Here is a 24,921-nt window from a genome sequence, read left to right as displayed (position 1 = left end):
GGTTGACGGGCCGACGTGGTTGACGGGCCGAACTGGTTGACGGGACGGGCAAGCCGATGAGGGGGCGGGGCCGCCGGTCGGTGCTCCTTACCCCTTGCGTCCCCTTACGCCTTGCGTCCCCACGCGGAGATCATCGGAGCCGTCGCCAGGTCCATGCTGCCGGACGCGACGTTGGCGAGATGCCGGTCGATGTCGTCGTGGGTGGCCACTCCCGCGTCGACCAGTTCGTCGCGGATCTGACGCACGGTCGCGGACTCCAGGGCGGCGCACGCGGGCGAGGTGACCGGGAAGTAGGCGTCGGCCTCCACGCGGCGCAGTCCAGCCTCCCGGAGCAGGCGGGGCAGCCGGCGGCCGTAGGAGAGGTCGGCTCCGCGGCGGGACAACAGTTGGCGGAAGCCGTGCCGGAGGCGGTTCGCCAGTTGCTGCTCGGGGCCGTGCTCGTCGGGGCAGAGCAGGGGCTGCAAGGCGGGATCGGCGTCCTCGACCAGGAGGCGGCCACCGGGACGCAGGGCCTTGATCATCGACCGCAACGCCTGCTCCCGGTCCGGGACGTGGACGAGCACCAGCCTCGCGTGCACCAGGTCGAACCCGTCCCCCGGCGGCTCCTGTGCGCCCACGTCGTGCACACGCACCTCGACCGGCGGTCGCCCGGCCGGAGCGACCCGCGAGGTGTCGATGTCCGTCGCGAGGACCCTGCCGGTCGGCCCGACCTTCTTGGCCAGCCACGACACCACGGACGTTCCGCCGGCCCCGACCTCCCAGCAGCGCCAGCCGGGTCCGACGCCGAGCGTCTCGAGGTGCCGGAACGTGGTGGGATCGAAGAGCTTGGCGAAGGCGTCGAAGCGCTCCGCAGCCTCGGCCTGCCGGTTGTCCAGGAGGTATCCGTCGGTTCGCGTCATGCTGCGATCATCCCAGTTGTCCGGCTTGCCGGAAGGGGGCGACGCTCCGGCGCCAGGGCCCCTTACGGCCGGTCGGGGCGACTCCGGCGGTGTGCGGCCGACGGTTCGTCCACAGCCGGGAAAGAAGCGGAATCTTCCGTTTCCACAGGGCCGAACGGCGGTCGCGCAGGACTGGCAAACTTGCCTGCCAAGGCGCGGGAAGCACGGCGCGAGGGGACCCACGCGAGGAGATTCGGATGACCATGGCAGGGAATCTGCGCAAGGTCACCGGCCTGGGAAAGGTCGGCGGTCTGCGCAAGGTGGCACAGCTGGGCCGCCGTCGACGGCGGGTGGACCTGAGCCACCCGGTCCGCTCCCCGCTGGGTTCCTCGGTGGTGAACTGCGTGACCTACCGGGACGGTGTCCGCACCCCCGAGGGCGGCGATCCGGTCGACGTGGTGGCCAGGATGCGCAAGCGCGCCGCGGGCTTCGTCTGGCTCGGCCTGCACGAGCCGACGGACCACGAGTTCGCCGGCATCGCGGAGCTGTTCGATCTGCACCCGCTGGCGGTGGAGGACGCGATCGAGGCCCACCAGCGGCCGAAGGTGGAGCGGTACGGCGAGACGCTCTTCGCCGTGTTCAAGACCGTCTGCTACGTGGAGCACGAGGAGCTGACGGCCACCAGCGAGGTGGTGAGCACCGGCGAGATCATGGTCTTCGTCGGCCAGGACTTCGTGATCACCGTGCGCCACGGACGGCACGGCTCCCTGGGTCCGCTGCGAGAGGAGCTGGAGTCCGATCCCGCGCAGCTCGCCAAGGGGCCGTCGGCGGTGCTGCACGCGATCGCAGACCACGTGGTGGACGACTTCCTGACCGTCATCGACTCGGTCCAGGCGGACGTCGACCATGTGGAGACGGAGGTGTTCGCGGAGAACGGCGCGCGGGTCGACCCGGGGCGGATCTACCAGCTCAAGCGTGAACTGCTCGAACTGAGGCGGGCCGTGGTACCGCTCAGCCGCCCGCTGGAGGAGCTGGCCACGCGGCCGTTCCGGGTGGTCGACCAGGAGATACAGGCGTACTTCCGTGACGTCTCCGACCACCTACTGCGGGCCGGCGAGCAGATCGCGGCGTTCGACGAGCTGCTCAACTCCATCCTCCAGGCCCACCTCGCCCGCGTGACGGTCGCGCAGAACGAGGACATGCGGAAGATCACCGCCTGGGCCGCGATCGTCGCCGTCCCCACGATGGTCTGCGGGGTGTACGGCATGAACTTCGACCACATGCCCGAGCTGCGCTGGCGGTACGGCTACGCCCTGGTCATCGGGGTGATAGCCGTCGCCTGCGCGGCACTGCACCGCGGTTTCCGGCGCAACGGCTGGCTCTGAGGACGGAGCGAGCGGTTCGGGCACCGGGCCGGTCAGGCCGAGAAGCTCACGATCTTCCGGGGCACGACACGGATGATCACACGGGTCTCCTCGTCCTTCTCCGCCGGCGGGTCGATGCCGAGGTATTTGTGCGAGAGGTCGCGCGGAAGTCTCTTCCCCTCGTCGGGGACGACCTCGGCGGTGCCGCGGATCTCCACTGAGGTGTACGGGTTGGCCAGGTCGTAGACCGAGAGGCTGATGCGCGGATCCCGGCGGAGGTTGCGCACCTTCTGCCGTCCGTCCACGGAGGAGAAGAGCACGGTGTCGCCCTCGCGCTTGATCCAGACCACGGAGTTCTGCGGGGCGCCGTCGGGACCGAGCGTGGCGACCGAGGCGAAGTTCTTGCCGTCCAGGAGGGCGCGGACCGGCTCGTCGAAGGAGGCGGCGGAGTTGCGGGCATGGGTGGTGACGGCGGCATCGCCGGAGTGAGAGGTCATACCGACAGCCTAGTTACATGCATGCGCATATAAAAGCGCTTTGCGGAAACCGACGCCACGGACCCGTCAGCCGCTCCACGCCGGATGCCGTGGATCGTCGGCCCGCACCACGACGTCGGCGGTGCCGGCGGGGTCGGCCTCCTCGTCGTAGCGCTCGAAGGCGGGCAGGGTCCACCGCTCGGTCTCCGCGGTCCGGCGACGCAGTGCTCCGGGGGTGAGGGAGAGATGGACGCTCAGATCGAGGGGGAACCAGTGCCGCAGCAGGAAGGGTCCGTGCAGCAGCAGCACACCACCGGGAGGGAGTTGGACATGGGGGCTGCGGGTGGCGCGGTCGGTGACGGGGTCCCACAGGTCGGGCAGGGCCCGCCCGTTCCCGTCGGGCCCGAGGGGGTCGAAGACCTCGCGCCACAGGGCACCGATGTCGTACCAGCCGTTGTAGTAGGACTCGGTGTCCCGGTGCCCGTACTCCAGGCGCAGCGAGGCGGGGCGCAGGAAGCCCTCCGTCCCGACGACGAGGGCGGGTCGGCCGCGGACACGCAGCGCCTCAAGGACACGTTCGGCGAGGTCGCCGGGGCGGGCGGCCGGGGCGCCGTCGAGGGCGACGCGGGTCCAGGCGCTGCCGTCCGCGGGTTCGAGGTCGAGCAGGCGCTCGGCGAGCTGGTCGCCGAGCCGGTCCCAGGTGATCGCTTCCAGTCGCACCCGCCCATGATGCGCCACTCGCCGGTGCGCCCGCCTGGACGCTCGCGCATGGGCGGGCGCGGGTCGGCCATGGTCACCGCGCTCGCCCGGCGGTTGACTTGGGGTGACCGACGGCGGACGGCGCCGGTCGGGCGACTGGTCGACGGGTGGGAGTTGACGCGACATGATCGACGGACCGTATTTCGTGCTGACGGTGCTGGGTGTGCTCGGTGCCGGTCTCACGGCCGGGGTGTTCTGCGCCTTCTCGACCTTCGTCATGCGGGGACTGGCCGCGCTGCCGCCGGCTCAGGGGGTCGCCGCGATGAACTCGATCAACAAGGCGGCGGTGCGGCCGCCGTTCATGGCGGTGTTCCTCGGGACGGCGGTGCTGGCGGCGGTGATCGCCGTGGTGACGTTCGTGCTGTGGCCGGACGAGGCCGCGGTGGAGCTGCTGCTGGGCAGCGCGCTGTATCTGATCGGGTCGTTCGGGGTGACCGCGGCCGCCAACGTGCCGCGCAACACCGCTCTGCTCGAAGTGGAGCCGGGCTCCGCGCAGGCGGCCGACCGGTGGACCGCGTACGTGCGCGAGTGGACGGCGTGGAACCACGTCCGGACGATCGCCTCGGCCGCGGCGGCGGTGGCCTACGTGCTCGCCCTGCGCTGAGGGAGCGGGCGCCGCCGCCGCGCGGGGCGTGGCCGGGGGCGGGAAGGGCGTGCGGCGCTCTGCGTCCGAGGCGGGCCGGACGTATCGTGGGGCGCAAGAGCGCCGCCCCGAACGCAGAGCGCCGCACGGCCAGCCACCCCGCACGCAAGGGAGAGGGCCATGGCCGATCCGAAGGGTTTCCTGACGACCCCCCGCGAGGAGTGGCCCCGCAGGCCGGCCGAGGAGCGGGTGCAGGACTGGGACGAGGTGTATGTCCCGGGCGCGCTGCTGCCGATCGTCGGCGCGCAGGCCGACCGCTGCATGGACTGCGGAGTCCCCTTCTGCCACGAGGCCTGTCCGCTGGGCAACCTGATCCCGGACTGGAACGATCTGGTGGCACGGTCGGACTGGCGGGCGGCGAGCGAACGGCTGCACGCCACGAACAACTTCCCCGAGTTCACAGGCCGGTTGTGCCCCGCGCCGTGCGAGGCGGGCTGCGTCCTCGCCATCAACCAGCCGGCTGTGACCATCAAGAACGTCGAGTGCGCGATCGCCGACCGCGCCTGGGAGGAGGGCTTCACCCCGCCACGGCCGCCGGACCGGCTCTCCGGGAAGACGGTGGCGGTGATCGGCTCGGGACCCGCCGGTCTCGCGGCGGCGCAGCAACTGACCCGGGCCGGGCACACGGTGGCCGTGTTCGAACGGGACGACCGGATCGGGGGGCTGATGCGGTACGGCATCCCCGCGTTCAAGATGGAGAAGCGGCATCTGGAGCGGCGAATCGAGCAGATGCGGGCGGAGGGGACGAAATTCCGGACGTCGACCGCGGTCGGCCGGGACGTGGGCGCGGCGGAGCTGCGGAGCCGTTACGACGCCGTGGTGGTCGCCACCGGGGCGACCGCCTGGCGCGAGCTGCCCGTGCCCGGTCGGGAGCTGGCGGGCATCCACCAGGCGATGGAGTACCTGCCGCTGGCCAACCGGGTCTGCGAGGGAGACCTGGAGCGCTCGCCGCTGTCCGCGGCGGAGAAGCACGTCGTCATCGTCGGCGGTGGCGACACCGGCGCGGACTGTCTGGGCACGGCGGTACGGGACCGGGCGGCCTCCGTGACCCAGCTGGACATCTACGCGCAGCCGGGTGCGGAACGGGACGAGGAGGCGGAGCCGTGGCCGGTCTATCCGCGGCTCTACCGGCTCTCGGCGGCGCACGAGGAGGCACGCGATCTGCGGTTCGCGCCGGCGGCGGACGCGGACGCGCGGCTGTTCGCGGCGTCCACGCTCCGCTTCACCGGGGACGACGAGGGGCATGTGCGGTCGCTGCACCTGGTCGGAGTGGACGCGGGGCGCCGTCCGCTGCCCGGTACCGAGCGCTCGCTCCCCGTGGACCTCGTCCTGCTCGCCCTCGGATTCTCGGGACCCGACAGGGAGGACGGGCTGGTCGACGGGCTGGGGCTGAAGTTGGAGTCCCGCGGCACGATCGCCCGGGACCAGGACTTCGCCACCGGCGTCCCGGGAGTGTTCGCCGCGGGGGACGCGGCGCGCGGGCAGTCGCTCATCGTGTGGGCCATCGCGGAGGGACGGGCGGTGGCGGCGGCCGTCGACCGCCATCTGTCCGGCGGCCACACTCGGCTCCCCGCCCCCGTGGGGCCCTACGACCGGCCGATGAGGGTCTGAGCGGCCCGCCGGTGGCGGGCCGCGAAAGGCAATCAGGTCGGTTCAGTCAGGTCAGGTCAGTGCCAACAAGCTTAAAGAGCAACAGGATCAAGACACACGCCTCAGGACAGCAGGAAGTCCGCCTCTCCCGCCTTCGCTCCCTCGATGAAGGCCGTCATCTCCGCGGAGGTGTAGATCAGTGCCGGCCCCTCCGGGTCGGTGGACTGCCGGACCGCGATCCGGCCGTCGGCGAGCTTCATGGCCTCCAGGCAGTTGCCGCCGTTGCCGCCGCTCCAGGGCTTGTGCCAGCCCTCGCTGCCCAGCTCGCCGGCGGGCATGCCGTTGTAGATCCGCTCACCGCGGGTCCGCGGCGAGCGCTGGGGTTTGATGCGGTTCATTCACAGCTCCTTGCGGAGATCCCGGAGGATCTCCTTCGTGCGATGTGCCGTGGCGGCCTGCGCCGCCATGCGGTCCATGACCTCGAGATGGGTCGCCACCTCGGCGCGCGCGTCCAGATAGACGGCGCCGGTCAGGTACTCGCTGTAGACCATGTCCGGCAGTTCCGGCATGGCGAATCGGAACAGCACGAAGGGCCCGTAGGTGCCGGGGTGCGGCCCGTTGGAGAACGGGGCGACCTGCAGCGTCACGTTGGGCAGCTTCGTGGCCTCGAGCAGCCTGTCGATCTGGGCACGCATCACCTCCGGGCCCCCGACGGGGCGGCGCAGCGCGGTCTCGTCCATCACGACCCACAGCCGGGGCGCGTCCTCGCGGGTGAGCAGTCCCTGGCGCTGCATGCGCAGGTCGACGTGGCGCTCGATGTCGTCGGGCCTGGTCTGCCCGATGGCCCCCGAGCGCAGCACGCCACGCGCGTAGTCCTCGGTCTGCAGCACTCCCGGGACGAAGTGCGGCTCGTAGGAGCGGATCAGGGCGGCGGCGCCCTCCAGGCTGACGTACAGCGAGAACCAGCCGGGCAGGATGTCGTGGAAGCGCTGCCACCACCCCGGCTTGTTGGCGTCCTCGGCCAGGCGCACGAAGGCTTCGGCCTCCTCGTCCCCGACGCCGTACGCCTTCAGCAGGAGCTGGAGGTACGGGATCTTGAGGGCGACCTCGGCCATCTCCATCCGGCGGACGGTGGCGGGGGCGACACGCAGGATGCGGGCGGCTTCCTCACGCTTGAGGCCCGCGCGTTCCCGCAGGTCCAGCAGGCGCCGGCCGAGTACGACCTGGCCGACCGTCGGCGCGGACCGCGGCTCACTCACCGCCCACCTCCTGAAGAGTCCCGAAGAATCCTTGCGTCGCTGCGCCCCGGCGCCCGTGCCGTGGCGCCCGTGCCGTGGCGCCCGTGCCTGGTGCGGACAGCCCGGCGGCGCCATCCGAAGGTCTGTTCGAAAACCTGTGCAGGCCTTCGACGGACTGAAGTGGCGCCGCTCGACGTGCTGTTGCGAGCAGTGTGCCACGGCCGTCCAGAACGTCACACAGCACTCTGCATTTTTCAGAGTGACACTTGCCAAGTGTTCACGGCGGGGCGATAGTGGCAAGCGTGATTCCGTCCGCGCCCTTAGGAACAGACGCCACCGCGGGCTCCCTGGGCCTCGGTGCCGCCATGGGAGTCGGCCCTTCGGGGACCGCAGCCGCCGAGCGCCGGTTCCGTTTCGAACTGGCCGCACATCCGAGTTCCCCCGCGCAGGCGAGACGCCTGACCCGGGCTCGGCTGAACGGCTGGTCGGTGTGCGAGGACACCTGCGACACCGCGGCCCTGGTCGTCTCCGAGCTGGTGACCAACGCGATCGTGCACACCGCGAGCAGACACATAGTCTGCGAGCTGCACGACGGGGACGAACTGGTCCGCATAGCCGTGCGCGACGAGGGCTGCGCCCCCGGCCAGCCCCACCCCGCGGACGATCAGCAGCCCGAGGACGAACACGGCAGAGGGCTGCTCCTGGTCGACGCCCTGTGCGACGCGTGGGGCGCCCACGAGCACGGCCCGGGCCTCCTGGTCTGGGCGGAGCTGCCGCGCAAGGCCGACACCCCGCGCGATCCGTCGGAGCCCCACAACGACCTCGGCTGGGGCGCCCGCCCGAAGCCCGGCCCCGCCGACGACACGGGCGACGAGGGCGAGGCGGAGAACCACCGCCGCTCGCCCCGCGGTACGGAGAGCGAATGGCGCGGGACGGGGACCGAATGGCTGTGAGGGCCGCATCCGGCATCCGACCGCTCGGTCTGGACACGATGGTCCGCCTCCAGCGCGGACGACGCGCCTCCGGCACACCCCTGCGACTTCCCGTGCCGGACGGCATGACGGTCCCGCTGGGCTGCGACGCGGTGGCGGTCCCCAACGACCTCGCCCAACAGGTGCTGCCGCGTCTGCCGCGCGTCGGGTGCATCTACGCCGACGAGACGCACTGGTGGTGGATCGTTCCGTCCGACTCCGACTACGCCCTGGAGTGGCCCGCGCCCGCGCGGTACGTCACCGGAGCGGTCCTCCCCGACGCCTCGGGCGTTCCCGGCCTCATCCACCGCCCGGACGGCACGGTTCCGTACACCCCGCCCATCCCGCTCTATCTGGCGCTGTGCAGGCTGACGAACACGACGCCCACCTGGTCCCGGCCGGTGAGCGCGTAGGCGTCGCCGCGCTCCGCCACTCCCCCACGAGCGGTAGGCGTCCCCGCACCCTGCCACTCCCCCACGCGCCCCCGTCCACCCCTTCACCGACGCGCGCCCCCTCCTCCCCGGCGCCGCCCGCCCCGCACGCCCGCACGAACCGCTCCGGGATCCGGCCGCCCAGCCCCGCGCGCCCCCTTCCGGCTCCGCCGGGTCCGGCATGCGCCCGCGCGCTCCGCCCTCCCCCTCCCGCGCCCTGCCCCCTGGAGTCCCGCCCCGCGATAGTGGCCGTCCGACCACGATCGGGGGAGGCCGACGGTGCGCAGGAAGGGCAGCACGGAACCTGCCGGGGTGTCGGAGTCGGAGCGGCTGCTCTTCGGCGGCCCCCTGCGCTACGACATGGGCTGGAACCAGCACGCCGACGCGTTCCTCGAGCTGGGCTTCCGCGCGATGCTGACCCGGCTGCCGTCCCTGCTGGCGTCCAGCCTCCGGCTCGCCCGGCAGGCCGACCCGCGGGCGGCGCGGACGGTGCTCGCGGCCGAGGTGGGCCGTGGCCTGGCGCAGGCGGTCAGCCTCCTCGCCGTCAACAGCGCGCTGGCCGGGCTGATGGCCGCCGGTCCGATCGAGGAGCGCCTGCGCGGGACCGTCCCCGCACTGGTCACGGTGGCCGGGGTGATGCTGGTCGCGGCGCTGCTGCGGGCGGCGTCGACGTACGCGACCGGGCGGCTGGAGCCGAAGGTCGAGCGGGTGGCCACCGAGCGGTATCTGGAGCGGGCGGCGTCCGTGGAGCTGTCCGCGATCGAGGACCACGCCTTCCACAAGCTCCTGGACACCGCCCAGTACGGCGCGGCATCCGCGCGGCGCATGATCTCGTACGGCACCCGCGTGGTGAACGCGATGATCTCGCTGATCGCGGCGGCCGGCGTGCTGACCGTGCTGCACCCGGCGCTGCTGCCGCTACTGGTGACCATGACGCTGCCCAGCGCCTGGAGCGCGCTGACCCTTGCCCGTCGCCGGTACGAGTCCTTCCACGCCTGGGTGCAGCACGAGCGGGCGGGGCGGCTGCTGGGCAGTCTGCTGATCGAGCCGGCCGCGGCCCCCGAGATCCGGGTGCACTCGGTGGGCCCCTTCCTGCTGCGGCACTTCCGCGCGATGTCGGAGACCGCGGAGGCGGAGCAGGCCAGGCTGGCCCGGCTGGCGGCCCGTACGGGACTGATCGCGTCGGCCTGGACGGGGGTGGCGACGGCGGCGACGTACGCGACCCTCGGCGGTCTGCTGCTGGGCGGCGCGATGGCCCTGTCCGTGGCGGGCACCGCCGTGATCGCCATCCGTACCGGCTCGCAGAGCCTGGGCACCCTGGTCGTCGAGGTCAACGCGCTCCACGAGGAGGCACTCTTCGTCGGCGACCTGGACCGGCTGCACGTGGAGGCGACCGAGCGGGCCATCCCGCTGGGCGGCGCCGCGCTTCCCGAGGACCCCAAGGAGATCCGCTTCGAGCACGTCACGTTCAGTTATCCGGGCGACGCGACCCGCCCGGCGCTCGACGACGTGACGCTCTCCCTGCCGCTGGGCTGGATCGTGGCCCTCGTCGGTGAGAACGGTTCGGGCAAGACCACGCTGGTCAAGCTGCTCGCGGGCCTCTACACGCCGGACCGGGGCCGCGTCACCTGGGACGGTGTCGACGCGGCGACGGCGGACCGGCACGCGCTCGCCGAACGGGTCGCGATGGTGGCCCAGGACTTCAAGCGCTGGCCGTTCACCGCGCGGGTGAACGTCGCCGTGGGCCGCTCCTCGGTGCCGCTGGGCGACGAGCGGGTGGCCGACGCGGTCGCCGAGGCCGGCGCCGAGGACGTCGTCGCGGATCTGCCGCGCGGCCTGGACACCCTGCTGGCCCGCAATTTCAGCGGCGGGCACGAGCTGTCCGGCGGCCAGTGGCAGCGGGTGGGGATCGCGCGGGCGGCGTACCGGCAGGGCCGCATCCTCATCGTCGACGAACCGACGGCGGCCCTGGACGCCCGAGCCGAGCTGGAGGTCTTCGAGAAGATCCGCGCCCTGGCCGGCAGCGGGCAGACCGTCGTCCTGATCACCCACCGGCTGGCCTCCGTGCGCCACGCGGACCTGGTGCACGTCCTCGACCAGGGCAGGCTGGTGGAGTCCGGGACCCCGGACGAGCTGCTGGCCACCGGCGGGGTCTACGCGGAGCTGTACTCGCTCCAGGCGGAACAGTTCACGAAGGCGCCGGTACCGGCCCCGGAGGCGGGCTGACCCGGGTCGTCAGGCCACCGCGTCACTCGCGGCGACGGCGCCGCGCACCACGACCAGGAACATGTCCGTGGCGAGGTCCATGACCACTTCGGCGGGCTGGCCCTCCAGCCGCCGTGCCTGTGCGAACTCCTCCGCCGGCCAGGATCCTCGCGGTCCACCTGCGGGAAAGCGTTCGAGCACTGTTCGCCCGTTCACTCCGCACCTCCATGTAGCGCCGTACTCGTAGAGAGTTAAACGCCAACCATGGAGCGAAAGCCTCGCGCGGTGATGGTACTGAGACATAGTTGACACTCGTTCACCGCAAAGCGTGAGTCGTGACGCAGCCGTTCGGCCGTTTCCGCTACGGAGCGACTACGCAGGGTCCACGGAGCGCCTCAGTCCTCGTACTCGTCGTGGTAGCGGACTCCCTCGCTGCCCGCGGGCGCGCCGAGGGCCGTCGCGCGTCCCTTGGGCTTCTCCCACGGCTCCTGCCGGCCGAGCGCGGTCAGGTCGAGCAGGCTGGTGGTGGAGCCGATCCCGTCGAGGCCGCGCTCGTACGTCGAGTAGGTGTGGAAGACGCGCTCGCGGTCGCGCAGGAAGCAGCTGAGGCCCGGCCGCTCGACCAGCTCGCCCTCGTGTTCGAGGGTGACCTCGAAGTCGGCGTTGAAGTCGCTGACGTACGACGAGTACCAGGGCAGCGTCCAGCCCATCCGCGCCTTGAACGGCAGGATCTTCGGGTACGGCGCCCGGGAGACGGCGGCGAAGGCCGTACCGCGGGCCCGCAGGTGCGCGAGGTGGCCGATCTGGTCCAGGAACGCCGAGCAGCTGCGGCAGCCCGCGTCCCACTCGGGCGCGAACATGAAGTGGTAGACGACGAGCTGGTCGCGGCCCTCGAAGAGGTCGAGGAGGGTGGCCTTGCCGTCGCCGCCCTCGAACACGTACTCCTTGTCGACCTCCACCATGGGCAGCCCGCGTCGCTCGGCGTTGAGGGCGTCACGCGCGCGGGTGGCCGCCTTCTCCTCGGCCAGCAGGGCCGCGCGCGCCGCGCGCCAGTCCGCGCGGGTCACGATCTCGGGCAGCGACATGGCTCCAGCTCCTCCATTGCGACGGAACGTCGAAGGGTGGTGACTGCCGGGAGGAGCAGAACTCATCGCGGCTCGGAGAACTTTCTTTTCCGGGCCGCCGCGCGGATGCGGTTCAGGTGTCGTACTCCTGGACACGCCGCCCGTGGCCGCGGTCGGTCAGGGCGGGCAGCCGCTCCTCCAACTCCCGCACCACGGCGCTCACGTCGAGGGTGAGCAGCACCCGGTCCCGCATGAGGACACGGCCGTCGACGATCGTCGTGCGCACGTCGGCGGAGCGGGCGCTGTGCACGAGGGTGGCGGCGAGGTCGTGCACGGGCTGCGTGTGCGGTCCCGTGAGGTCGACGAGGATCAGGTCGGCCCGCAGGCCCGGCGCGATGCGGCCGACGGTGCCGGCGAGTCCGACCGCGTCGGCGCTCTGCAGGGTGGCGTGGTGGAGGGCCTGACGGGAGGTCAGCCAGCGCGGATCGCCCTCGCTGGACTTCTGGATCAGGGAGGTGAGCGCCATCGACTCCCACACGTCGAGGGAGTTGTTGGAGGCGGCGCCGTCCGTGGCGAGGCCCACGGGGATCCCGATGTCGCGCAGGGCGCGCACCGGGGTGGTGTCGGGCCAGGCGAACTTGAGGTAGCCGCGGGGTGCGGTCGCCACGGCCGTGCGGCCCTCCGCACGGGCGAGGAGCGGCAGATCGTCCCCGGTGATGCCGGTGCCGTGCGCGATGAGCACGTCGGTGCCGAGGATGCCGGTGCGCTCCAGGACCTGGATCGGGGTGGCCCCGTGCCGGGCGAGGCTGGCGTCGGTCTGGTCCCGGTTCTCGGCGGCGTGGAGGTGCACGGGCAGTCCGTGGTCGCGGGCGAGCGCGGCGGTGGCGGCCAGGTCGGCGTCGGTCACCGTGTAGGGGGCGTGCGGGGCGAGGGCGGTGGTGATGCGGCCGCCGGCGGAGCCCCGGTGCCGCAACGCGAACTCCAGTGACGCTGCCCGCCCCTCGGCGCCCTGCGAGGAGAAGTACGCCTGGCCCAGCTGCGCCCGCATCCCGCACGCGTCGACGACGGCGGCCACGGCGTCCATGGCGAAGTAGCTGTCCGCGAAGGTCGTCACCCCCGCGCGGATCATCTCGGCGCAGGCCAGCCGTGCGCCCAGGGTCACGTCCCGTTCGGTGAGGTTGGACTCGACGGGCCAGACGACGTCGTTGAACCACTCCTCGGTGGGCAGGTCCTCGGCGAGGCCCCGCAGGGCCACCATCGGCGCGTGCGTGTGGCAGTTGACCAGCCCGGGGAGGGCGACCTGACCGCGGGCGTCGATGCGGTCGGCGGCGGCGAGGCCCGTGACGGCCGCGGCGGTCGTCACGGAGTCGACGGCGCCGTCCCGTACGACGATCGCGGCGTCCTCCTCGAAACCGATCCGCTCCCCGTCGTCGTGGACGAGGACGGTGCAGCCGGTGATGACGAGATCCGCGGGCTTCCCGTGCGAAGAAGGCGTCATCACGCCAACCTACGGGGGTGGGGGCCGCCACGGCACCGGTCCGCCGGGGGCGCTCACCCCGCGAGCGGCAGTTCGGGGCGGTCGCCGCCCACGCGTCCGCGTCGCCGGGCCAGTTCGTCCCCCAGCTCGGCGAGCCGGGCGGTGTGGCGGGGCGTGAGCCGGCCGGTGTCGTCGAGGTGGACGGCGCAGGCGGTGGTGGTGTCGACGAGCCGTTCGAGGACCTCGGCGACTTCGTCCGTGCCCTCGGAGTGGCGGGCGAGGGCGGGCAGTTCGGCGGCGGCGCGGTCGACGGCGGCGCGTGCCTCGGCGAGCGTGCGGTAGGCCTCGCGGCGCAGCGTCCACCGGGTGGCGCGGTCGCCGGACCCGCTCAGTACGTGCGCGAGGTAGGCCTGCGCGGCGTTGTCGGCGGCCCCGATCCGGGCCCGTACGCCGCCGCCCCGCTGTCCCGGCATCGGCAGATGCCCGACGACCAGCACGATCGCGCAGGCCAGGAGCGTCTCCCCGATGCGGCCGGCGGATGCCTGGGGTTCGCCGCCCACCATGACCAGGGCGAGGACGAGGACGGTGACCACCGTGGTCTGGGCGGCGAAGTGCCGTGCGGCGACCGGTACGAGGGCACCGCAGACGGCGACGAGCGCGACCAGCCCCTCGGGCCGGGGCAGTACGGCCGCGAACCCGGCGAACAGCAAGGCCCCGAGCACGGTCCCGGCCGCCCGGCACAGGACCCGCGACACGAGCGGCCCGAGATCGGGCTTGACGAGGAAGACGGCGGTGGCGGGCAGCCAGTACCAGTGCTGGTGGGCGCCGTACCAGTGGCCGTGGTGCAGCGCCTGGGCCACGGCGGCGGCGGCTCCGAAGCACAGCCCGACCCGCAGCCCGTACTCACGCCCTCCCGCCCCGAAAACGTCGCGGGCGAGGGCGGCGGCCGACCGCCTGCGGGTGTGCAGGTCCTGGCCCCTGCCCAGGTCGAAGGCGACCGCGGCGTGCAGCAGGGCGTCGTCCAGGGCGCGCAGCGCGGGGTCGGTGCGCCGGGGCGCGGGCAGTGGTCCCGCGTGTGCGTTGCCGCGTACGGCGGCCGCGAGCCGGCGGGGCCCTTCCGAGGCACGGGCGGGCACGGGCCGCTCGGCCCACGCGAGCGCGGTCGCGGCTTCGCCGAGGGGCAGCGCGGCCGCGTACTGGGCGTGCAGCCGGCGTTCGGCCGCGGTGGCGGCACGGCGCCGCAGCCGGGGTCCGGCGAGCGCGTCCTGGGCGTGGTCGAGGGCGGCGGTGAGCGCGGCCCGGCGGGCCACGGCGTGCTCGGTCCCGACGGCGTCCAGCAGCGCGGCGACGGCGTCGTACACGTCGGCGACGGCCGCACGCTCCCCGTCGAAGCGGAAGCCGCCGGTCAGAGAGCCGGGCGTGGGCAGCACCAGCCGCAGCAGGAGAAGCCATCCGGCGCCGGCGAGGAAGGCGAGCACGCTCTGCCACCCGGGGTCGGGCAACAGCATGCCGGCGCCCACCGCGCTGCCGACCAGCAGCTGTGTCCCGGCCTGGGACGCCACGGGCCCGACGGCACTGACGCCGCCCGCGACCAGCCCCAGCCCGGTCAGCACCAGGGTCAGCGGAACGGCGCCCAGCTGCTGTCCGGCGTACGTCCCCACGAGCAGCCCGGCCGCGCCCGCGAGCGCGGGTACGCCGATCCGCCGCACGGACGTACGGCGACTGCCCGGCCGGTCGTTGATGCCGGCCAGCATGGCGGCGATCGCGGCGACGACCCCGAGGGAGGTCCGCCCGGCGGCCGGCGCGGCGATCAGCAGCGGCCCGCCGGCCAGCGCACCGCGCGTGACCGCGTTCCAGGGCACGGGACCGCGCTGGGCGTTCAGAGTGTGGGCGAGCCAGGGCGGGAGCACACGGGCGGCGGTGCGGAACAAGGGGCGCGGCCTCCTGTCGTCCGGTCGAGGGCGATGACGAGCCTTCGGGCGACGGTGGCCGGGCTGGGCGGTGCGGTGTCAAGGGTACGACGGAAGGGCGCGGAGGCGGAAACGTGAGTGTTTCCGGAGGATGAAGGCGGCCTCGGCGCCGGTGCCGGGCCCACAAGGGACGGGAGGGCCCCGCCCCCCAGGCGGATCCGCCGGCGAGACGTGCGCCCTCCCGGCCTGACGAGGCCCTCACCGCAGCCCAACCTTCGCTGTCGGCAACGCCGTTGGCCGAGCTCAGCCGCTGCGGGATCCCAAGGGCTGCAGGTCGTTGAAATGAAGGGCGCTCCGGATCACAGGCTGGTCCGAGAGTCGGTTCTCCTCCACGAGGTAGTAGCCCTTCTCACGGCCGCGCCCCTGCGCCCATTCCGCGAGGCTGCGCAGGGCCGCCGATCCGTCCGACACACCCCTCCAGGCCATCCGCCCGGCCCCGAGTCCGAGCATGGCGGCGCTGGTGCCGTCCTTGATCCGGTCCTTGGCGTGGTAGGAGTACCCCGAGGCCTGGCCGGACCCGAGGTCGGTGATCCTGAGGCCGTTCAGTTTCCGCCGGTCGCTCACCCGCGTGAAGAGGCCACCCAGCTGGCAGGAGTAGTACACCGTCAGTGCGATGTCCTCAGCGGTGTGGCCCGCGCGAGTCGCCAGACCGGGATGGTAGGCGACCTCCAGCCGGTCGTGCTCGCGAGGCACGAAGAAGTGCTGGACGACTGGATTCCGCTCTCGCAGGAAGGGGAGCGCCACCTGGTGCGGAGGGTAGAGGAACTGCGCGTCCTCGATGTGCAGGGTTGCCTGCTCGCCCGACGCCAGCTCCACCCTTACCAGGTATCTCTTGTGTGCCGTCAGGAAACCCGGAACCACGTTGCTCATTTCCCGCCCCCTCTATCCTCTGCTGTGGTGAAAGTTGACCACCGCGGCCCGGGTCCCCTTCGTCACGACCAAGGCCTCGTACACATCCGCTCCGGACTCGAATTCGAATCGATAAGCGGACTCACTCACGTCGTATTCCTGTTCGCGCACCTTCAAGGGCTCGTCGGCCGGGAGATCGAATTCCTCGATCAGTTCGCGGCGGGCCAGGTCCAACAGGACGGAACGCTTCAGCCTGGGCTCGGCCTCCCCGGTGTTCCTGTCCTTCGCCGCCGCCGTGTCCGTGGACGCCGCAGCCGTCGAAGCGAGTCTCCCGCCGCCGGGGCCGGGCGCACCGCCGGCTTCGGCGCGCTGCTTCCTGCGCCACCAGGACTTCGCGTCCTGCACCGACCGCCAGCCCATCCACGCGACCGCCGCAGCGCCGACGCCGTCCGCCGCCATGTGCAGCCCGTCATGCCATCCGGAGGAGTCGTCGCCAACGCCTCCGTCCGATACGTCAAGTCCAGCCATCGTGCCCACCCGAACAAAATCGAGCACAACTGGATCGACTTCACTCAACATTTGCCTGAGTCTTTCCGACGCCAAGACGTCGCCCCCCTTCAACCGGCCGCACCGCGGACCCGCTTGGGGTTCGTTCCCAACCGTATGATGGGTTAATCGCCTTATGCTGCGGGCACATTTACTTTCCCGTGAGGAGCGCAGCCCACTCTCAGCACATCAAGAACCTTTCTCCCAGGGAGTCGCATGACAGCAGGGGAATACCGAGCCCGGCTGGAACAGACAAGGAGAAGGCAGGCAGACGCCGAGCGGCGGGCGGCTTCGCTCCGGCGGAGGGAGGCGACGGCCCGCGCCTCCGCCACCCAGCAGCGTTCCTCGGCGGCCCGGACGCACAACACCGGCCTCCGCGACGGCAGACTTCGCAGCGCCGCACGGCGCGAGAAGGAAGCCAACAGGGCGGCACGCGACGCCGCTTCGTGGGAGGCACGGGGCGCGCTCCTCGGCAAACGGGCGGCGGCGCTGGACGTGCTGTGGGCCGAGGCGGACGCGGAGGAACGCGAAGCCGTGGAAACGGTACTCCGGCATGAACGGCGCGAGGCGATGCTGCGGATCGCCTCGGAGCAGACCCGGCTCGACACCCGAATCACCCTGACGGAGGGAAAGATGAACGACGTCATCAGGCACCTGCGCGCACCAAGGCCCGAACCCCTGCGGGTGCTGATGCTCGGCGCAGCGGCGGGCGGCGACCTGCGCATCCCCCGTGAACAGGCCCGTATCCGCACGGCGGTGGAGCGGGCGCTGCACCGCGATCTCGTCGAGTTGGACGCTCACCCCGCCGCGACGGCCGACCACCTCCTCGACGGCCTCACCCGCTTCAGGCCGCACGTCGTGCACTTCTCGGGCCACAGCGCGGCGGACCTCGTCGTCTTCGAGCAGGACACCGACCGCTTCCACGACGGGGCCGTGGTCTCCGCCCGGGCCTTCGCCCGCGCCATCGCCGCCGTGGACGAACAGCCGCTGCTGGTCCTGCTCAACTCGTGCGACTCAGCACCCCAGGCGGCCCGGCTGGTGGACACCGTCCCGCTGGCGATCGGAATGTCGGCATCCATCGGGGACATCGACGCGATCACCTACGCGGCACGCTTCTACGCCGCCGTCGCGGACGGTCAGTCGATCCGTTCCGCCCACGCCCAGGGCCGGGTGGCGATCGAGATGGCGGGCCTTCTCGACCACGACCTCCCGACCCTGTTCCACGCCGCCGACGTGGACCCGTCCACGGCCCTGCTCGTCTCGCCGCCGCCCGTTGCCCCGCCTCCGCTGCCCACCCCGACCGACGACAACTCCGAGCCGGTGGCCGGCCCATGAGCGCACCGCGTGCCGGGAGCCGGGACTCCGGCCTACTCCCACGGCCCGCGGGGCACGCCTGTCCCGTCGGGCCGGACGGATGATGTCCGAAGGTCTCAGCTCGCCTCCGGGGCGAGGCGCAGGAGCGTCTCGGCGTGTTCCACCGAGCGGGTCAGGGAGTGCGGCTCCGGCGTCATCCCGGCGACCAGCTCGTCGATCCCGCCCAGGCCGGCGCGCTCGACGATGCCCTTCTCGTTGGTGACCCACTCCCCCCGTGCCGCCAGGACGGCGTGTGCCGTCTGGGTGGTGGCGAGGGCGATGGCGCCGGCGACCTGGGTGAGGGCGCCCTTGGGGGCGTGGCCGGTTCTCGCGTAGGCGAGGGTCGCCGTGGCCGCGCCGTGCCAGTGGTCGGGGGCGGTGGCGCGCAGGGCGTCGGGGTAGTCGGGGCGGGGCAGGTCGCCGCGCAGTGTCCGGTTGATCGCCAGTTCCGCGACCACCAGGTACGTCGGGATGCCCGCCAGGTGGAACATCAGCGGCTCGACGCCGAAGCGGCCCGCCGCCGCCTCCGTCACCTGGTGCTCGACCACGTCGAGGTCGCGGTAGTGCACGTCGACGCGGCGGCCGTCGATCGTCAGCCAGGCGCCGCCGTTGAAGACCCCGCCGCCCCAGGCGCCGATCTCCGAGACCTCACCGGCCCAGCCGAGGGCGCGGAGGTCGTCGGGGTCGAAGGCGCCCCGGTAGTAGACGGCCATGTCCCAGTCGCTGTCGGGCCTGTGCGTGCCCTGTGCCCGGGAACCGCCGAGGGTGACCGCCCGGACGCCGGGCAGGGCGGCGAGCCGGTCGGCGGTGGTGTCGAGGAAGGCCTCGTCCGTGGGATCCGTGAGGGAGGGCACTGCGGTGGGCTCCTGGCGGTGACGGGGCGACGGAACGGACACCGGAAGCCTAGGCGGGCCCGGGCGCGGGCCGCGAGGGAAAATCGGGTGCGCGACGTGGGCCCGGAGGCGGACGATCGCGAGGTTGTCGTCCATCTTTCAGGAGCCCACGTGATCCAGCGCGTCACCGTGTCCGGTCTCTTTCCGCCGCCCACCTACTCCCACGCCTCCGTCGTCGAGGCCGGCACCAGGCTCGCCTTTCTCGCCGGGGCCGTTCCGCTCGACGCGGACGGGAAGCTGGTCGGCGAGGGCGACGCGGTCCGGCAGGCCGAGCAGGTCGTCGCGAACCTCACCGAGCAGTTGCGTGCCGTCGGCAGCGACCTGCGGCACGTGCTGTCGACCGACGTGTACGTCGTGGGCACCGAGCCCGCCGAGCTGTCCGCCGTCTGGGACGTCGTCGAGGCGTCGGGGCTCAGCACCGGCCCGCACTCCTCGACGCTGCTCGGGGTGAGCTGCCTCGGGTACACGGGACAGCTGGTGGAGATCACGGCGACGGCGGTCGTGCCCGAGGAGGCCCGTCCGTGAGCCCGGACACGGGAGCCGGGGCGGTAGTCCTGCGGCGCGCGTCGGCCGCCGACGCGCGTGCCGCCGCCGACGTGTGGCTGCGCTCCTTCGCCGCCGCGCTGCCGACCGTGGTCAGGCCCCGGACCGACGACGAGGTCCGGGCGTACTTCCGGCACGTGGTGGTGGAGCAGCACGAGGCCTGGGTGGCCGAGGAGGCCAGTGGTGTGGTGGCGGGGGTGATGGTGCTGGAGGGCGAGGAGCTGTCTCAGCTGTATCTCGCCCCCGAACGGCGCGGGCTCGGGCTCGGCGACCGGTTCGTCGCCCTGGCCAAGGAGCGCCGGCCGGCCGGGCTCGAGCTGTGGACGTTCCAGGTCAACGCGCCCGCGCACCGCTTCTACGAGCGGCACGGGTTCACCGCGGTGGAGCGCACTGACGGCTCCCGGAACGAGGAGCGGGAGCCGGACGTGCGGTACGTGTGGCGTCCGTAGGAGGCGTCCGCGGGCAGGGCGTCCGGCACGTCCGGCCGCCACGCCCGCGTCCGTACGCCGCTCAGGCTCCGCGCCGGGCGTATGCGTCTGTCGCCGCCACGAGTGCCTCGTCCCCGACGGCTCCGGCGTCGTGTCCGGCCTCGTCCACGATCACCAGCTCGCTGTCCGGCCACGCGTGGTGGAGCCGCCATACGACGCCCAGGAGGTTGCCGAAGTCGAGGCTGCCCTGGACCAGGGTGCCGGGGATGCCCTTCAGCAGGTGCGCGTCCCTGAGGACCACTCCCTCGTCGTTGCCCTCGCCGAGGAAGTGGCCGTTGCCCCAGTAGTGCGTGACGGTGCGGGCGAAGCCCAGGCGGAACTCCGGATCCTCGAACCGGGCGACCGAGCGTGGCGGCGCCGGGATGGTCGCCGTCTCCCAGTCGGTCCAGGCGCGGGCGGCCCGCTCCCGGACCGCGGCGTCCGGCGACTCCAGCAGCCGGTTGTAGGCGGCGGCCGGATCGCCGTCGCGCCGGTCCGGGGGCAGCGCGGCGAGGAACCGCTCGAAGGCCTCGGGGAAGATCTTGCCCAGCCCTCGGGTGAGGAGGGCCACTTCGGCGTCGGAACCGGTCGCGAGGCCGGTCAGCACCAGCTCGGACACCACACCGGGGTGCGTCTGCGCGTACCGCAGGCCCAGGACCGACCCCCACGACACGCCCCACACCAGCCAGCGCCCGATGCCCAGGTGGGCGCGGAGCCGTTCCAGGTCCGCCATGACGTGGGCGGTGGTGTTGACGCTCATGTCGGTGTCGTGTGCGCTCGCGCCGGGCAGCGACCGTCCGGCACCGCGCTGGTCGAGGAGGACGATCCGGTAGGCGGCGGGGTCGAAGTACCGCCGGTGCCCCGGGCGCGCGCCGCTGCCCGGCCCGCCGTGCAGCACCAGCGCGGGCTTGCCGTGCGGGTTGCCGCAGGTCTCCCAGTAGACGCTGTTGCCGTCGCCGACGTCGAGCATGCCGTGGTCGTACGGTTCGATCTCCGGATACAGGCCCATCGGAGCACCGTAGCGCCGCCGGAACGGAACGCTCATCCGCTTTACCGGGTGGGCAGGCCCGCCGCGTCCGCCGCCGCGCGCAGCACGTCGCGGAGCATCCCGGGAGTGAGCCGGCCGGTGAAGGTGTTGCGCTGGCTGACGTGGAAGCAGCCGAAGAGGCGCAGGCCGGGCCCGTCGGGCGCGTCCAGGGTGACCTGCCCGCCGTGTGCGAAGGGCGGACGGGGACGGGGCACGGTCCAGCCCGCGGCGGCGAACGCGGGCAGCGCCGCCTGCCATCCGAAGGCGCCGAGCACGACCACCGCACGCAGCGTCGGCCGCAGCAGGTCCAGCTCCTGGACGAGCCAGGGACGGCAGGTGTCGCGTTCGGCCGGGGTGGGCTTGTTGGCGGGCGGGGCGCAGTGCACCGGCGAGGTGACGCGGACGCCGAGCAGTTCCAGGCCGTCGTCGGCGGAGACCGCGGTGGGCTGCGAGGCGAGGCCCACGTCGTACAGGGCCTGGTACAGGACGTCTCCGGAGCGGTCGCCGGTGAACATCCGGCCGGTGCGGTTGCCGCCGTGGGCCGCGGGGGCGAGTCCGACGATCAGGAGGCTCGCGCCGGGCGGTCCGAAACCCGGCACCGGACGGCCCCAGTACGTCCAGTCGGCGAAGGCCGCCCGCTTCGTACGGGCCACCTCCTCCCGCCAGTCGACCAGCCTCGGGCAGGCCCGGCAGTCCGCGATCCGCTGGTCGAGCAAGGGGAGGCCGCCGGTGTCCATACGTCCACCGTAGAACGATCCTCCGGCGGAAATTGCGGCCCCTCCCGCCGGGCCGGGCGGCTAAGGTCGGAGCATGGCTTCCGAGCATGACGAGGGCAAGGTCCCGGCGGACGGGGCGGCCGTCCCGCAGGACGCTCCCGGGGCCCCGGAACAGGACCCGAAGACCGCCGCCGCGATCGCCGCCGCCGAGGCGGCCGGGCCGCAGAGCGGTGAGAGCGTCCGGGTGGACAGCTGGATCTGGGCCGTCCGTCTGATCAAGACCCGCTCCCTCGGCGCCACCGCCTGCCGGGGCGGCCATGTCCGGGTGAACGGTGACCGTGTGAAGCCCGCGTACTCACTGCGCGTGGGCGACGAGGTACGCCTGCGGCACGAGGGCCGGGAACGCGTCGTCATCGTGAAGCGGCTCATCCGCAAGCGCGTCGGTGCCCCGATCGCCGCCCAGTGCTACATCGACAACTCCCCGCCGCCCCCGCCCCGCGAGGCCGTCGCCCCGGCCGGGATCCGGGACCGCGGCGCCGGGCGGCCGACCAAGCGGGACCGCCGTGAGATGGAGCGCCTGCGCGGGCTGGAGAGCCTGGCCCGCGCCCGTAAGGACGCCGAGACCAGGCCCTGATCGCGTGATCATGCCCTGATCGCGTGACCACAGGCGCTGATCGCCGTGACCGGGCCCTGATCCCGTCTCGGACTGCCCAGTCAGCCGCGCCGGGCCCGGACCAGCCGGAGCAGCTCCGTGTTGTGCTCGCGGCGGGCCCGGGCGATGACCAGGAGCGGCACCAGCAGGATGAGCGGCGTCACCGCGTTCTCACCGTCGAAGTAGGTCAGCTGGACGACGAACGCGCCGATCATCAGCGCGCCGAGCGCCGTCGCCGCCACCGACTGGAGCACCGGGATCAGCAGGGCGACCGCCCCGGCCAGCTCCAGGACTCCGATCGCATACATGCCGACGTCGCCCCAGCCCATCGTGGCGAAGCTGTCGGCCGCCGAGGAGTGCCCGACGAGCTTGGGCGAGGCGCTCGCCACCGCGAAGAACAGCGCGACGAGCACCTGCACCACGCGCAGGGTGATCCGGGCGGTGCGGGCCGTGGGAGCGGTGGAAGCGGTGGTCTCGGCCATGGCGGTCTCCTGAGCTGGGTGGTCCGTGCTGCTGTCGGGTGGGTAGACCGCCCGCCGGACCGGAACTCATCGCCGGATCCCTACTCTTGTCGCATCACTCCTGTGACATCAGTCCTGCGGCATCAGTCCTGCGGCATCGGAATCGCCCTCACCCACGTCCCGTCGTCGGTCAGGTACCGGTCCACCCGGAGTCCCGCCTCGGCCAGTGCCTGCTCGAACTGTTCCTTCGTCAGCGGCCGGGCCAGGAAGGTCTGGGTCCAGACCGCGTCCGGAAACTCGTACTCCGCGCGTACCGAATTTACGCCCTCCGCGACCGGGTCCGCCGACAGGATCCGCACGGTGAAGCCGCTGGGATCGACCCGCTCGCGCGGCAGGTTCGTGTGGTAGTCCGCACCCTCCCGCTGGATCAGTACGCAGCCGTCGTCCGCGACGTGCCGCGCGCAGGTGCGCAGCAGTCCCCGCCGCACCTCGACGTCGCCGGTGTGGACGAGGAACGACGCCATCATGACCACGTCGAAGCGCTCGTCCAGGTCGAGGTGCTCGATCGGGCCGCATATGGTCCGTGCGCCGCGCACGTGCTCCAGCATCTCGGCGGACTCGTCGACGGCGGTGACGGAGAACCCGCGCTCCAGCAGCGGATGGGTCATGCGGCCCACCCCGCTGCCCAGCTCCAGGATGCGCGCACCCCCGGGTACGGCGGCGGCGACGATGTCCGGCTCGGGTCCCGCGGGCAGCCGCGAGTACAGCTCGACGGCACAGCCGTCCGGGGTGATGGCCCCGGGTCCCGTCCCCTGGTGTCCCTCTCGCATTCTCAGGTCCATGCCCGTCCAACGGCCCGCCACCGCACACCCGTTCCCACACACCGCCGGTGCACCCGACCGAGTGAACGCACCCGGTCCGGTGGTGCGGCGGGGCCGCCGGCCCTGCCCGTTTCCCCCTCGTGGCCCGCCGGAGTACGTTGCTTACAGGAGTGGTGATCCGATGCGTACGGGCAGTGAACCGGCCACCGCGCGCAGTGCACTGCGGGCGCGGTTCTGGCTGAGCCTGTGGGGGCTGGTCTGGGCGGTCTTCGGGACGGCGGCCTTCGCGCTCACCGGCCGTACCGGATGGGCCGTGGCCTGCGGGGTGCTCTGGCTGGTCGCGACGATCGACCTCACGGTGGTCCTGCGGCACCTGCGCCAGGGCCCGCACTACCAGCCGGGCCGGGACGTCCCGCCGTACCAGCCGCCGAGGAGCTGACCGTCAGGAGTCGAAACGCGCCTGCTGGAGGTACTCCGGGTTGGGATCCAGGGCCGCCGCCAGCCTGAAGTGCCGCCGGGCCTGGTCGGGGCAGCCCCTGCGCTCGTAGGTGCGGGCCAGCGCGAAGTGCGCGAACGCGTTGTCCGGCTCGCGCTCCAGGACGATGGTGAACTCCAGCTCGGCCGGTCGCAGTTGCGCCGCGGCGAAGAAGGCACGCGCGCGCAGCAGCCGCGCGGCGGTGTTCTCGGGGTGGGCTCCGATGACCGCGTCGAGCAGCTTCACCGCGCCCCGCGGGTCACGCGCCGCGAGCAACTGCTCGGCGGCACGGAAGTCGATGACGTCCGTCTCCGGGGTACGTCCGGTCGAACCGCTGATCTCGGGCACGGCAGAGTCCTTCCCTCACTGGAAGGGATCAACGCCCGCGCGGGGCACCCTATTCCTGTGCCGTCCGGCGCCGGGCGTGTGCCCGGTGGGCCAGCTCGGTCCACACCTCCGCGACGCGGCGGCGCAGCTCGTCCAGCGGTACGTCATTGTCGATGACCACGTCCGCGATCTCCCGGCGCTGCTCACGCGTCGCCTGGGCGGCCATGCGGGCCCGCGCGTCCGGTTCGGTCATGCCGCGCAGCCGGACCAGCCGGTCGAGCTGGGTGGCGGGGTCGGCGTCCACGACGACCACCAGGTCGTACAGCGGCGCCAGGCCGTTCTCGGTGAGCAGGGGGACGTCGTGGACGACGACGGCGTCGTCGTCGGCCGCCTCTTCGAGAGCGCGGGAGCGGTCGCCCACCAGGGGGTGCACGATGGCGTTCAGCGCGGCGAGGCGCTCCGGGTCGGCGAAGACGATCGAGCCGAGCTTCGGCCGGTCCAGGCTGCCGTCTCCGGCGAGCACGTCCTCGCCGAAGGCCGCCGCGACCGCCTCGAGTCCCGGGGTCCCGGGCGCGACGACCTCGCGCGCGATCCGGTCCGAGTCGATCAGTACGGCGCCGTGCTCGACGAGCAGCCGCGACACCTCGCTCTTGCCGGCACCGATCCCGCCGGTCAGGCCCACCTTCAGCATGAGCGGAAGCTTAGGGCCTGCCGGTGAAGGCGGA

29 protein-coding genes are annotated in these 24,921 nt (G+C 72.7%); 11 read left to right on the top strand and 18 right to left on the bottom strand.

Going from position 1 to position 24,921, the window contains the following annotated elements; genetic code table 11:
- Positions 1-104 precede the first annotated feature (104 nt).
- Complete coding sequence (locus tag ACGF3J_RS28005) at positions 105-899, bottom strand: methyltransferase (RefSeq protein ID WP_161330131.1); 795 nt, start codon at positions 897-899, stop codon at positions 105-107.
- Between the two features lie 236 nt (positions 900-1,135).
- Between ACGF3J_RS28005 and ACGF3J_RS28000 the strand changes: the two genes are divergently transcribed.
- Positions 1,136-2,263 (top strand): magnesium and cobalt transport protein CorA, encoded by a 1,128-nt coding sequence (locus ACGF3J_RS28000; RefSeq protein ID WP_161330132.1) that lies wholly within the window; start codon positions 1,136-1,138, stop codon positions 2,261-2,263.
- Positions 2,264-2,295: 32 nt separating this feature from the next.
- On the opposite strand, the gene ACGF3J_RS27995 is transcribed toward ACGF3J_RS28000, so the two are convergent.
- Entirely contained in the window at positions 2,296-2,739 is a 444-nt protein-coding gene (locus ACGF3J_RS27995; protein ID WP_161330133.1) for a PPOX class F420-dependent oxidoreductase, read from the bottom strand.
- A gap of 66 nt (positions 2,740-2,805) precedes the next feature.
- Complete coding sequence (locus ACGF3J_RS27990; RefSeq protein WP_161330134.1) at positions 2,806-3,438, bottom strand: uridine kinase; 633 nt, start codon at positions 3,436-3,438, stop codon at positions 2,806-2,808.
- Positions 3,439-3,601: 163 nt separating this feature from the next.
- On the opposite strand from ACGF3J_RS27990, the gene ACGF3J_RS27985 reads away from it, so the two are divergent.
- Together ACGF3J_RS27985 and ACGF3J_RS27980 are read left to right on the top strand one after the other, a co-directional pair.
- Positions 3,602-4,081, top strand: a complete 480-nt coding sequence (locus tag ACGF3J_RS27985) for a DUF1772 domain-containing protein (RefSeq protein WP_161330135.1) — start codon at positions 3,602-3,604, stop codon at positions 4,079-4,081.
- A gap of 159 nt (positions 4,082-4,240) precedes the next feature.
- The gene (locus tag ACGF3J_RS27980; protein ID WP_161330136.1) at positions 4,241-5,731 is read left to right on the top strand and encodes a glutamate synthase subunit beta; all 1,491 of its coding nucleotides are present in this window, start codon (positions 4,241-4,243) and stop codon (positions 5,729-5,731) included.
- A 101-nt stretch (positions 5,732-5,832) separates the two neighbouring features.
- Here the strand turns inward: ACGF3J_RS27980 and ACGF3J_RS27975 are convergent, their stop codons facing one another.
- Both ACGF3J_RS27975 and ACGF3J_RS27970 read right to left on the bottom strand, forming a co-directional pair.
- The gene (locus tag ACGF3J_RS27975) at positions 5,833-6,108 is read right to left on the bottom strand and encodes a DUF397 domain-containing protein (RefSeq protein WP_161330137.1); all 276 of its coding nucleotides are present in this window, start codon (positions 6,106-6,108) and stop codon (positions 5,833-5,835) included.
- The gene (locus ACGF3J_RS27970; protein ID WP_161330138.1) at positions 6,109-6,969 is read right to left on the bottom strand and encodes a helix-turn-helix transcriptional regulator; all 861 of its coding nucleotides are present in this window, start codon (positions 6,967-6,969) and stop codon (positions 6,109-6,111) included.
- Positions 6,970-7,241: 272 nt separating this feature from the next.
- Between ACGF3J_RS27970 and ACGF3J_RS27965 the strand changes: the two genes are divergently transcribed.
- From ACGF3J_RS27965 to ACGF3J_RS27955, 3 genes are all read left to right on the top strand, one after another.
- On the top strand, positions 7,242-7,901 hold the full coding sequence (locus ACGF3J_RS27965; RefSeq protein ID WP_161330139.1) for an ATP-binding protein: 660 nt from the start codon (positions 7,242-7,244) through the stop codon (positions 7,899-7,901).
- Complete coding sequence (locus ACGF3J_RS27960; RefSeq protein WP_161330140.1) at positions 7,892-8,332, top strand: hypothetical protein; 441 nt, start codon at positions 7,892-7,894, stop codon at positions 8,330-8,332. Before ACGF3J_RS27965 ends, ACGF3J_RS27960 begins: the two co-directional genes overlap by 10 nt.
- A gap of 378 nt (positions 8,333-8,710) precedes the next feature.
- Positions 8,711-10,576, top strand: coding sequence for an ABC transporter ATP-binding protein (locus ACGF3J_RS27955; RefSeq protein WP_393855061.1), 1,866 nt, complete (start codon positions 8,711-8,713; stop codon positions 10,574-10,576).
- A 9-nt stretch (positions 10,577-10,585) separates the two neighbouring features.
- Here ACGF3J_RS27955 and ACGF3J_RS27950 read toward each other — a convergent pair whose 3' ends face one another.
- The 6 genes from ACGF3J_RS27950 to ACGF3J_RS27925 form a co-directional block, all read right to left on the bottom strand.
- On the bottom strand, positions 10,586-10,771 hold the full coding sequence (locus tag ACGF3J_RS27950; RefSeq protein ID WP_125495301.1) for a hypothetical protein: 186 nt from the start codon (positions 10,769-10,771) through the stop codon (positions 10,586-10,588).
- A 179-nt stretch (positions 10,772-10,950) separates the two neighbouring features.
- A complete protein-coding gene (locus ACGF3J_RS27945) occupies positions 10,951-11,640 on the bottom strand; it encodes a DUF899 domain-containing protein (protein ID WP_393855012.1) in 690 nt (229 codons plus the stop codon).
- Positions 11,641-11,752: 112 nt separating this feature from the next.
- Entirely contained in the window at positions 11,753-13,117 is a 1,365-nt protein-coding gene (locus tag ACGF3J_RS27940; protein WP_393855011.1) for an amidohydrolase, read from the bottom strand.
- A 53-nt stretch (positions 13,118-13,170) separates the two neighbouring features.
- Positions 13,171-15,027, bottom strand: a complete 1,857-nt coding sequence (locus ACGF3J_RS27935; protein ID WP_393855010.1) for an FUSC family protein — start codon at positions 15,025-15,027, stop codon at positions 13,171-13,173.
- 282 nt (positions 15,028-15,309) lie between these two features.
- Entirely contained in the window at positions 15,310-15,936 is a 627-nt protein-coding gene (locus ACGF3J_RS27930) for a hypothetical protein (protein WP_161327368.1), read from the bottom strand.
- Between the two features lie 12 nt (positions 15,937-15,948).
- On the bottom strand, positions 15,949-16,494 hold the full coding sequence (locus tag ACGF3J_RS27925) for a hypothetical protein (RefSeq protein ID WP_393855009.1): 546 nt from the start codon (positions 16,492-16,494) through the stop codon (positions 15,949-15,951).
- A 183-nt stretch (positions 16,495-16,677) separates the two neighbouring features.
- Between ACGF3J_RS27925 and ACGF3J_RS27920 the strand changes: the two genes are divergently transcribed.
- Entirely contained in the window at positions 16,678-17,796 is a 1,119-nt protein-coding gene (locus ACGF3J_RS27920; RefSeq protein WP_393855008.1) for a hypothetical protein, read from the top strand.
- 95 nt (positions 17,797-17,891) lie between these two features.
- On the opposite strand, the gene ACGF3J_RS27915 is transcribed toward ACGF3J_RS27920, so the two are convergent.
- Positions 17,892-18,668, bottom strand: coding sequence for a nucleotidyltransferase domain-containing protein (locus ACGF3J_RS27915; RefSeq protein ID WP_161327370.1), 777 nt, complete (start codon positions 18,666-18,668; stop codon positions 17,892-17,894).
- A 150-nt stretch (positions 18,669-18,818) separates the two neighbouring features.
- Here ACGF3J_RS27915 and ACGF3J_RS27910 point away from each other — a divergent pair, with 150 nt between their 5' ends.
- Together ACGF3J_RS27910 and ACGF3J_RS27905 are read left to right on the top strand one after the other, a co-directional pair.
- Entirely contained in the window at positions 18,819-19,232 is a 414-nt protein-coding gene (locus tag ACGF3J_RS27910) for a RidA family protein (protein ID WP_161327371.1), read from the top strand.
- Positions 19,229-19,699 (top strand): GNAT family N-acetyltransferase, encoded by a 471-nt coding sequence (locus ACGF3J_RS27905; protein ID WP_393855007.1) that lies wholly within the window; start codon positions 19,229-19,231, stop codon positions 19,697-19,699. The genes ACGF3J_RS27910 and ACGF3J_RS27905 overlap by 4 nt, the downstream gene beginning before the upstream one ends.
- Before the next feature lie 61 nt (positions 19,700-19,760).
- Here the strand turns inward: ACGF3J_RS27905 and pip are convergent, their stop codons facing one another.
- A complete protein-coding gene (pip, locus tag ACGF3J_RS27900) occupies positions 19,761-20,726 on the bottom strand; it encodes a prolyl aminopeptidase (RefSeq protein WP_161327372.1) in 966 nt (321 codons plus the stop codon).
- 41 nt (positions 20,727-20,767) lie between these two features.
- Positions 20,768-21,481 carry a uracil-DNA glycosylase gene (locus tag ACGF3J_RS27895; protein ID WP_161327373.1) on the bottom strand — a complete coding sequence of 238 codons (714 nt, stop codon included), beginning with the start codon at positions 21,479-21,481 and terminating at the stop codon, positions 20,768-20,770.
- Positions 21,482-21,554: 73 nt separating this feature from the next.
- On the opposite strand from ACGF3J_RS27895, the gene ACGF3J_RS27890 reads away from it, so the two are divergent.
- Positions 21,555-22,094: an RNA-binding S4 domain-containing protein gene (locus ACGF3J_RS27890; protein WP_161327374.1), complete on the top strand. Its 540-nt coding sequence runs from the start codon at positions 21,555-21,557 to the stop codon at positions 22,092-22,094.
- 80 nt (positions 22,095-22,174) lie between these two features.
- On the opposite strand, the gene ACGF3J_RS27885 is transcribed toward ACGF3J_RS27890, so the two are convergent.
- Both ACGF3J_RS27885 and ACGF3J_RS27880 read right to left on the bottom strand, forming a co-directional pair.
- Entirely contained in the window at positions 22,175-22,594 is a 420-nt protein-coding gene (locus ACGF3J_RS27885) for a DoxX family protein (RefSeq protein WP_161327375.1), read from the bottom strand.
- 122 nt (positions 22,595-22,716) lie between these two features.
- On the bottom strand, positions 22,717-23,403 hold the full coding sequence (locus tag ACGF3J_RS27880; RefSeq protein WP_161327376.1) for a bifunctional 2-polyprenyl-6-hydroxyphenol methylase/3-demethylubiquinol 3-O-methyltransferase UbiG: 687 nt from the start codon (positions 23,401-23,403) through the stop codon (positions 22,717-22,719).
- A gap of 172 nt (positions 23,404-23,575) precedes the next feature.
- Here ACGF3J_RS27880 and ACGF3J_RS27875 point away from each other — a divergent pair, with 172 nt between their 5' ends.
- Complete coding sequence (locus tag ACGF3J_RS27875) at positions 23,576-23,833, top strand: DUF6343 family protein (protein ID WP_161327377.1); 258 nt, start codon at positions 23,576-23,578, stop codon at positions 23,831-23,833.
- Between the two features lie 3 nt (positions 23,834-23,836).
- On the opposite strand, the gene ACGF3J_RS27870 is transcribed toward ACGF3J_RS27875, so the two are convergent.
- On the bottom strand, positions 23,837-24,217 hold the full coding sequence (locus tag ACGF3J_RS27870; RefSeq protein ID WP_122615035.1) for a M48 family metallopeptidase: 381 nt from the start codon (positions 24,215-24,217) through the stop codon (positions 23,837-23,839).
- Between the two features lie 49 nt (positions 24,218-24,266).
- Complete coding sequence (coaE, locus tag ACGF3J_RS27865) at positions 24,267-24,887, bottom strand: dephospho-CoA kinase (protein WP_161327378.1); 621 nt, start codon at positions 24,885-24,887, stop codon at positions 24,267-24,269.
- Between the last annotated feature and the right edge of the window lie 34 nt (positions 24,888-24,921).

The sequence above is a fragment of the Streptomyces sp. NPDC048171 genome (assembly GCF_043202655.1).
Lineage (GTDB): Bacteria > Actinomycetota > Actinomycetes > Streptomycetales > Streptomycetaceae > Streptomyces.
This window is presented reverse-complemented; position numbering and strand designations above follow the sequence as displayed.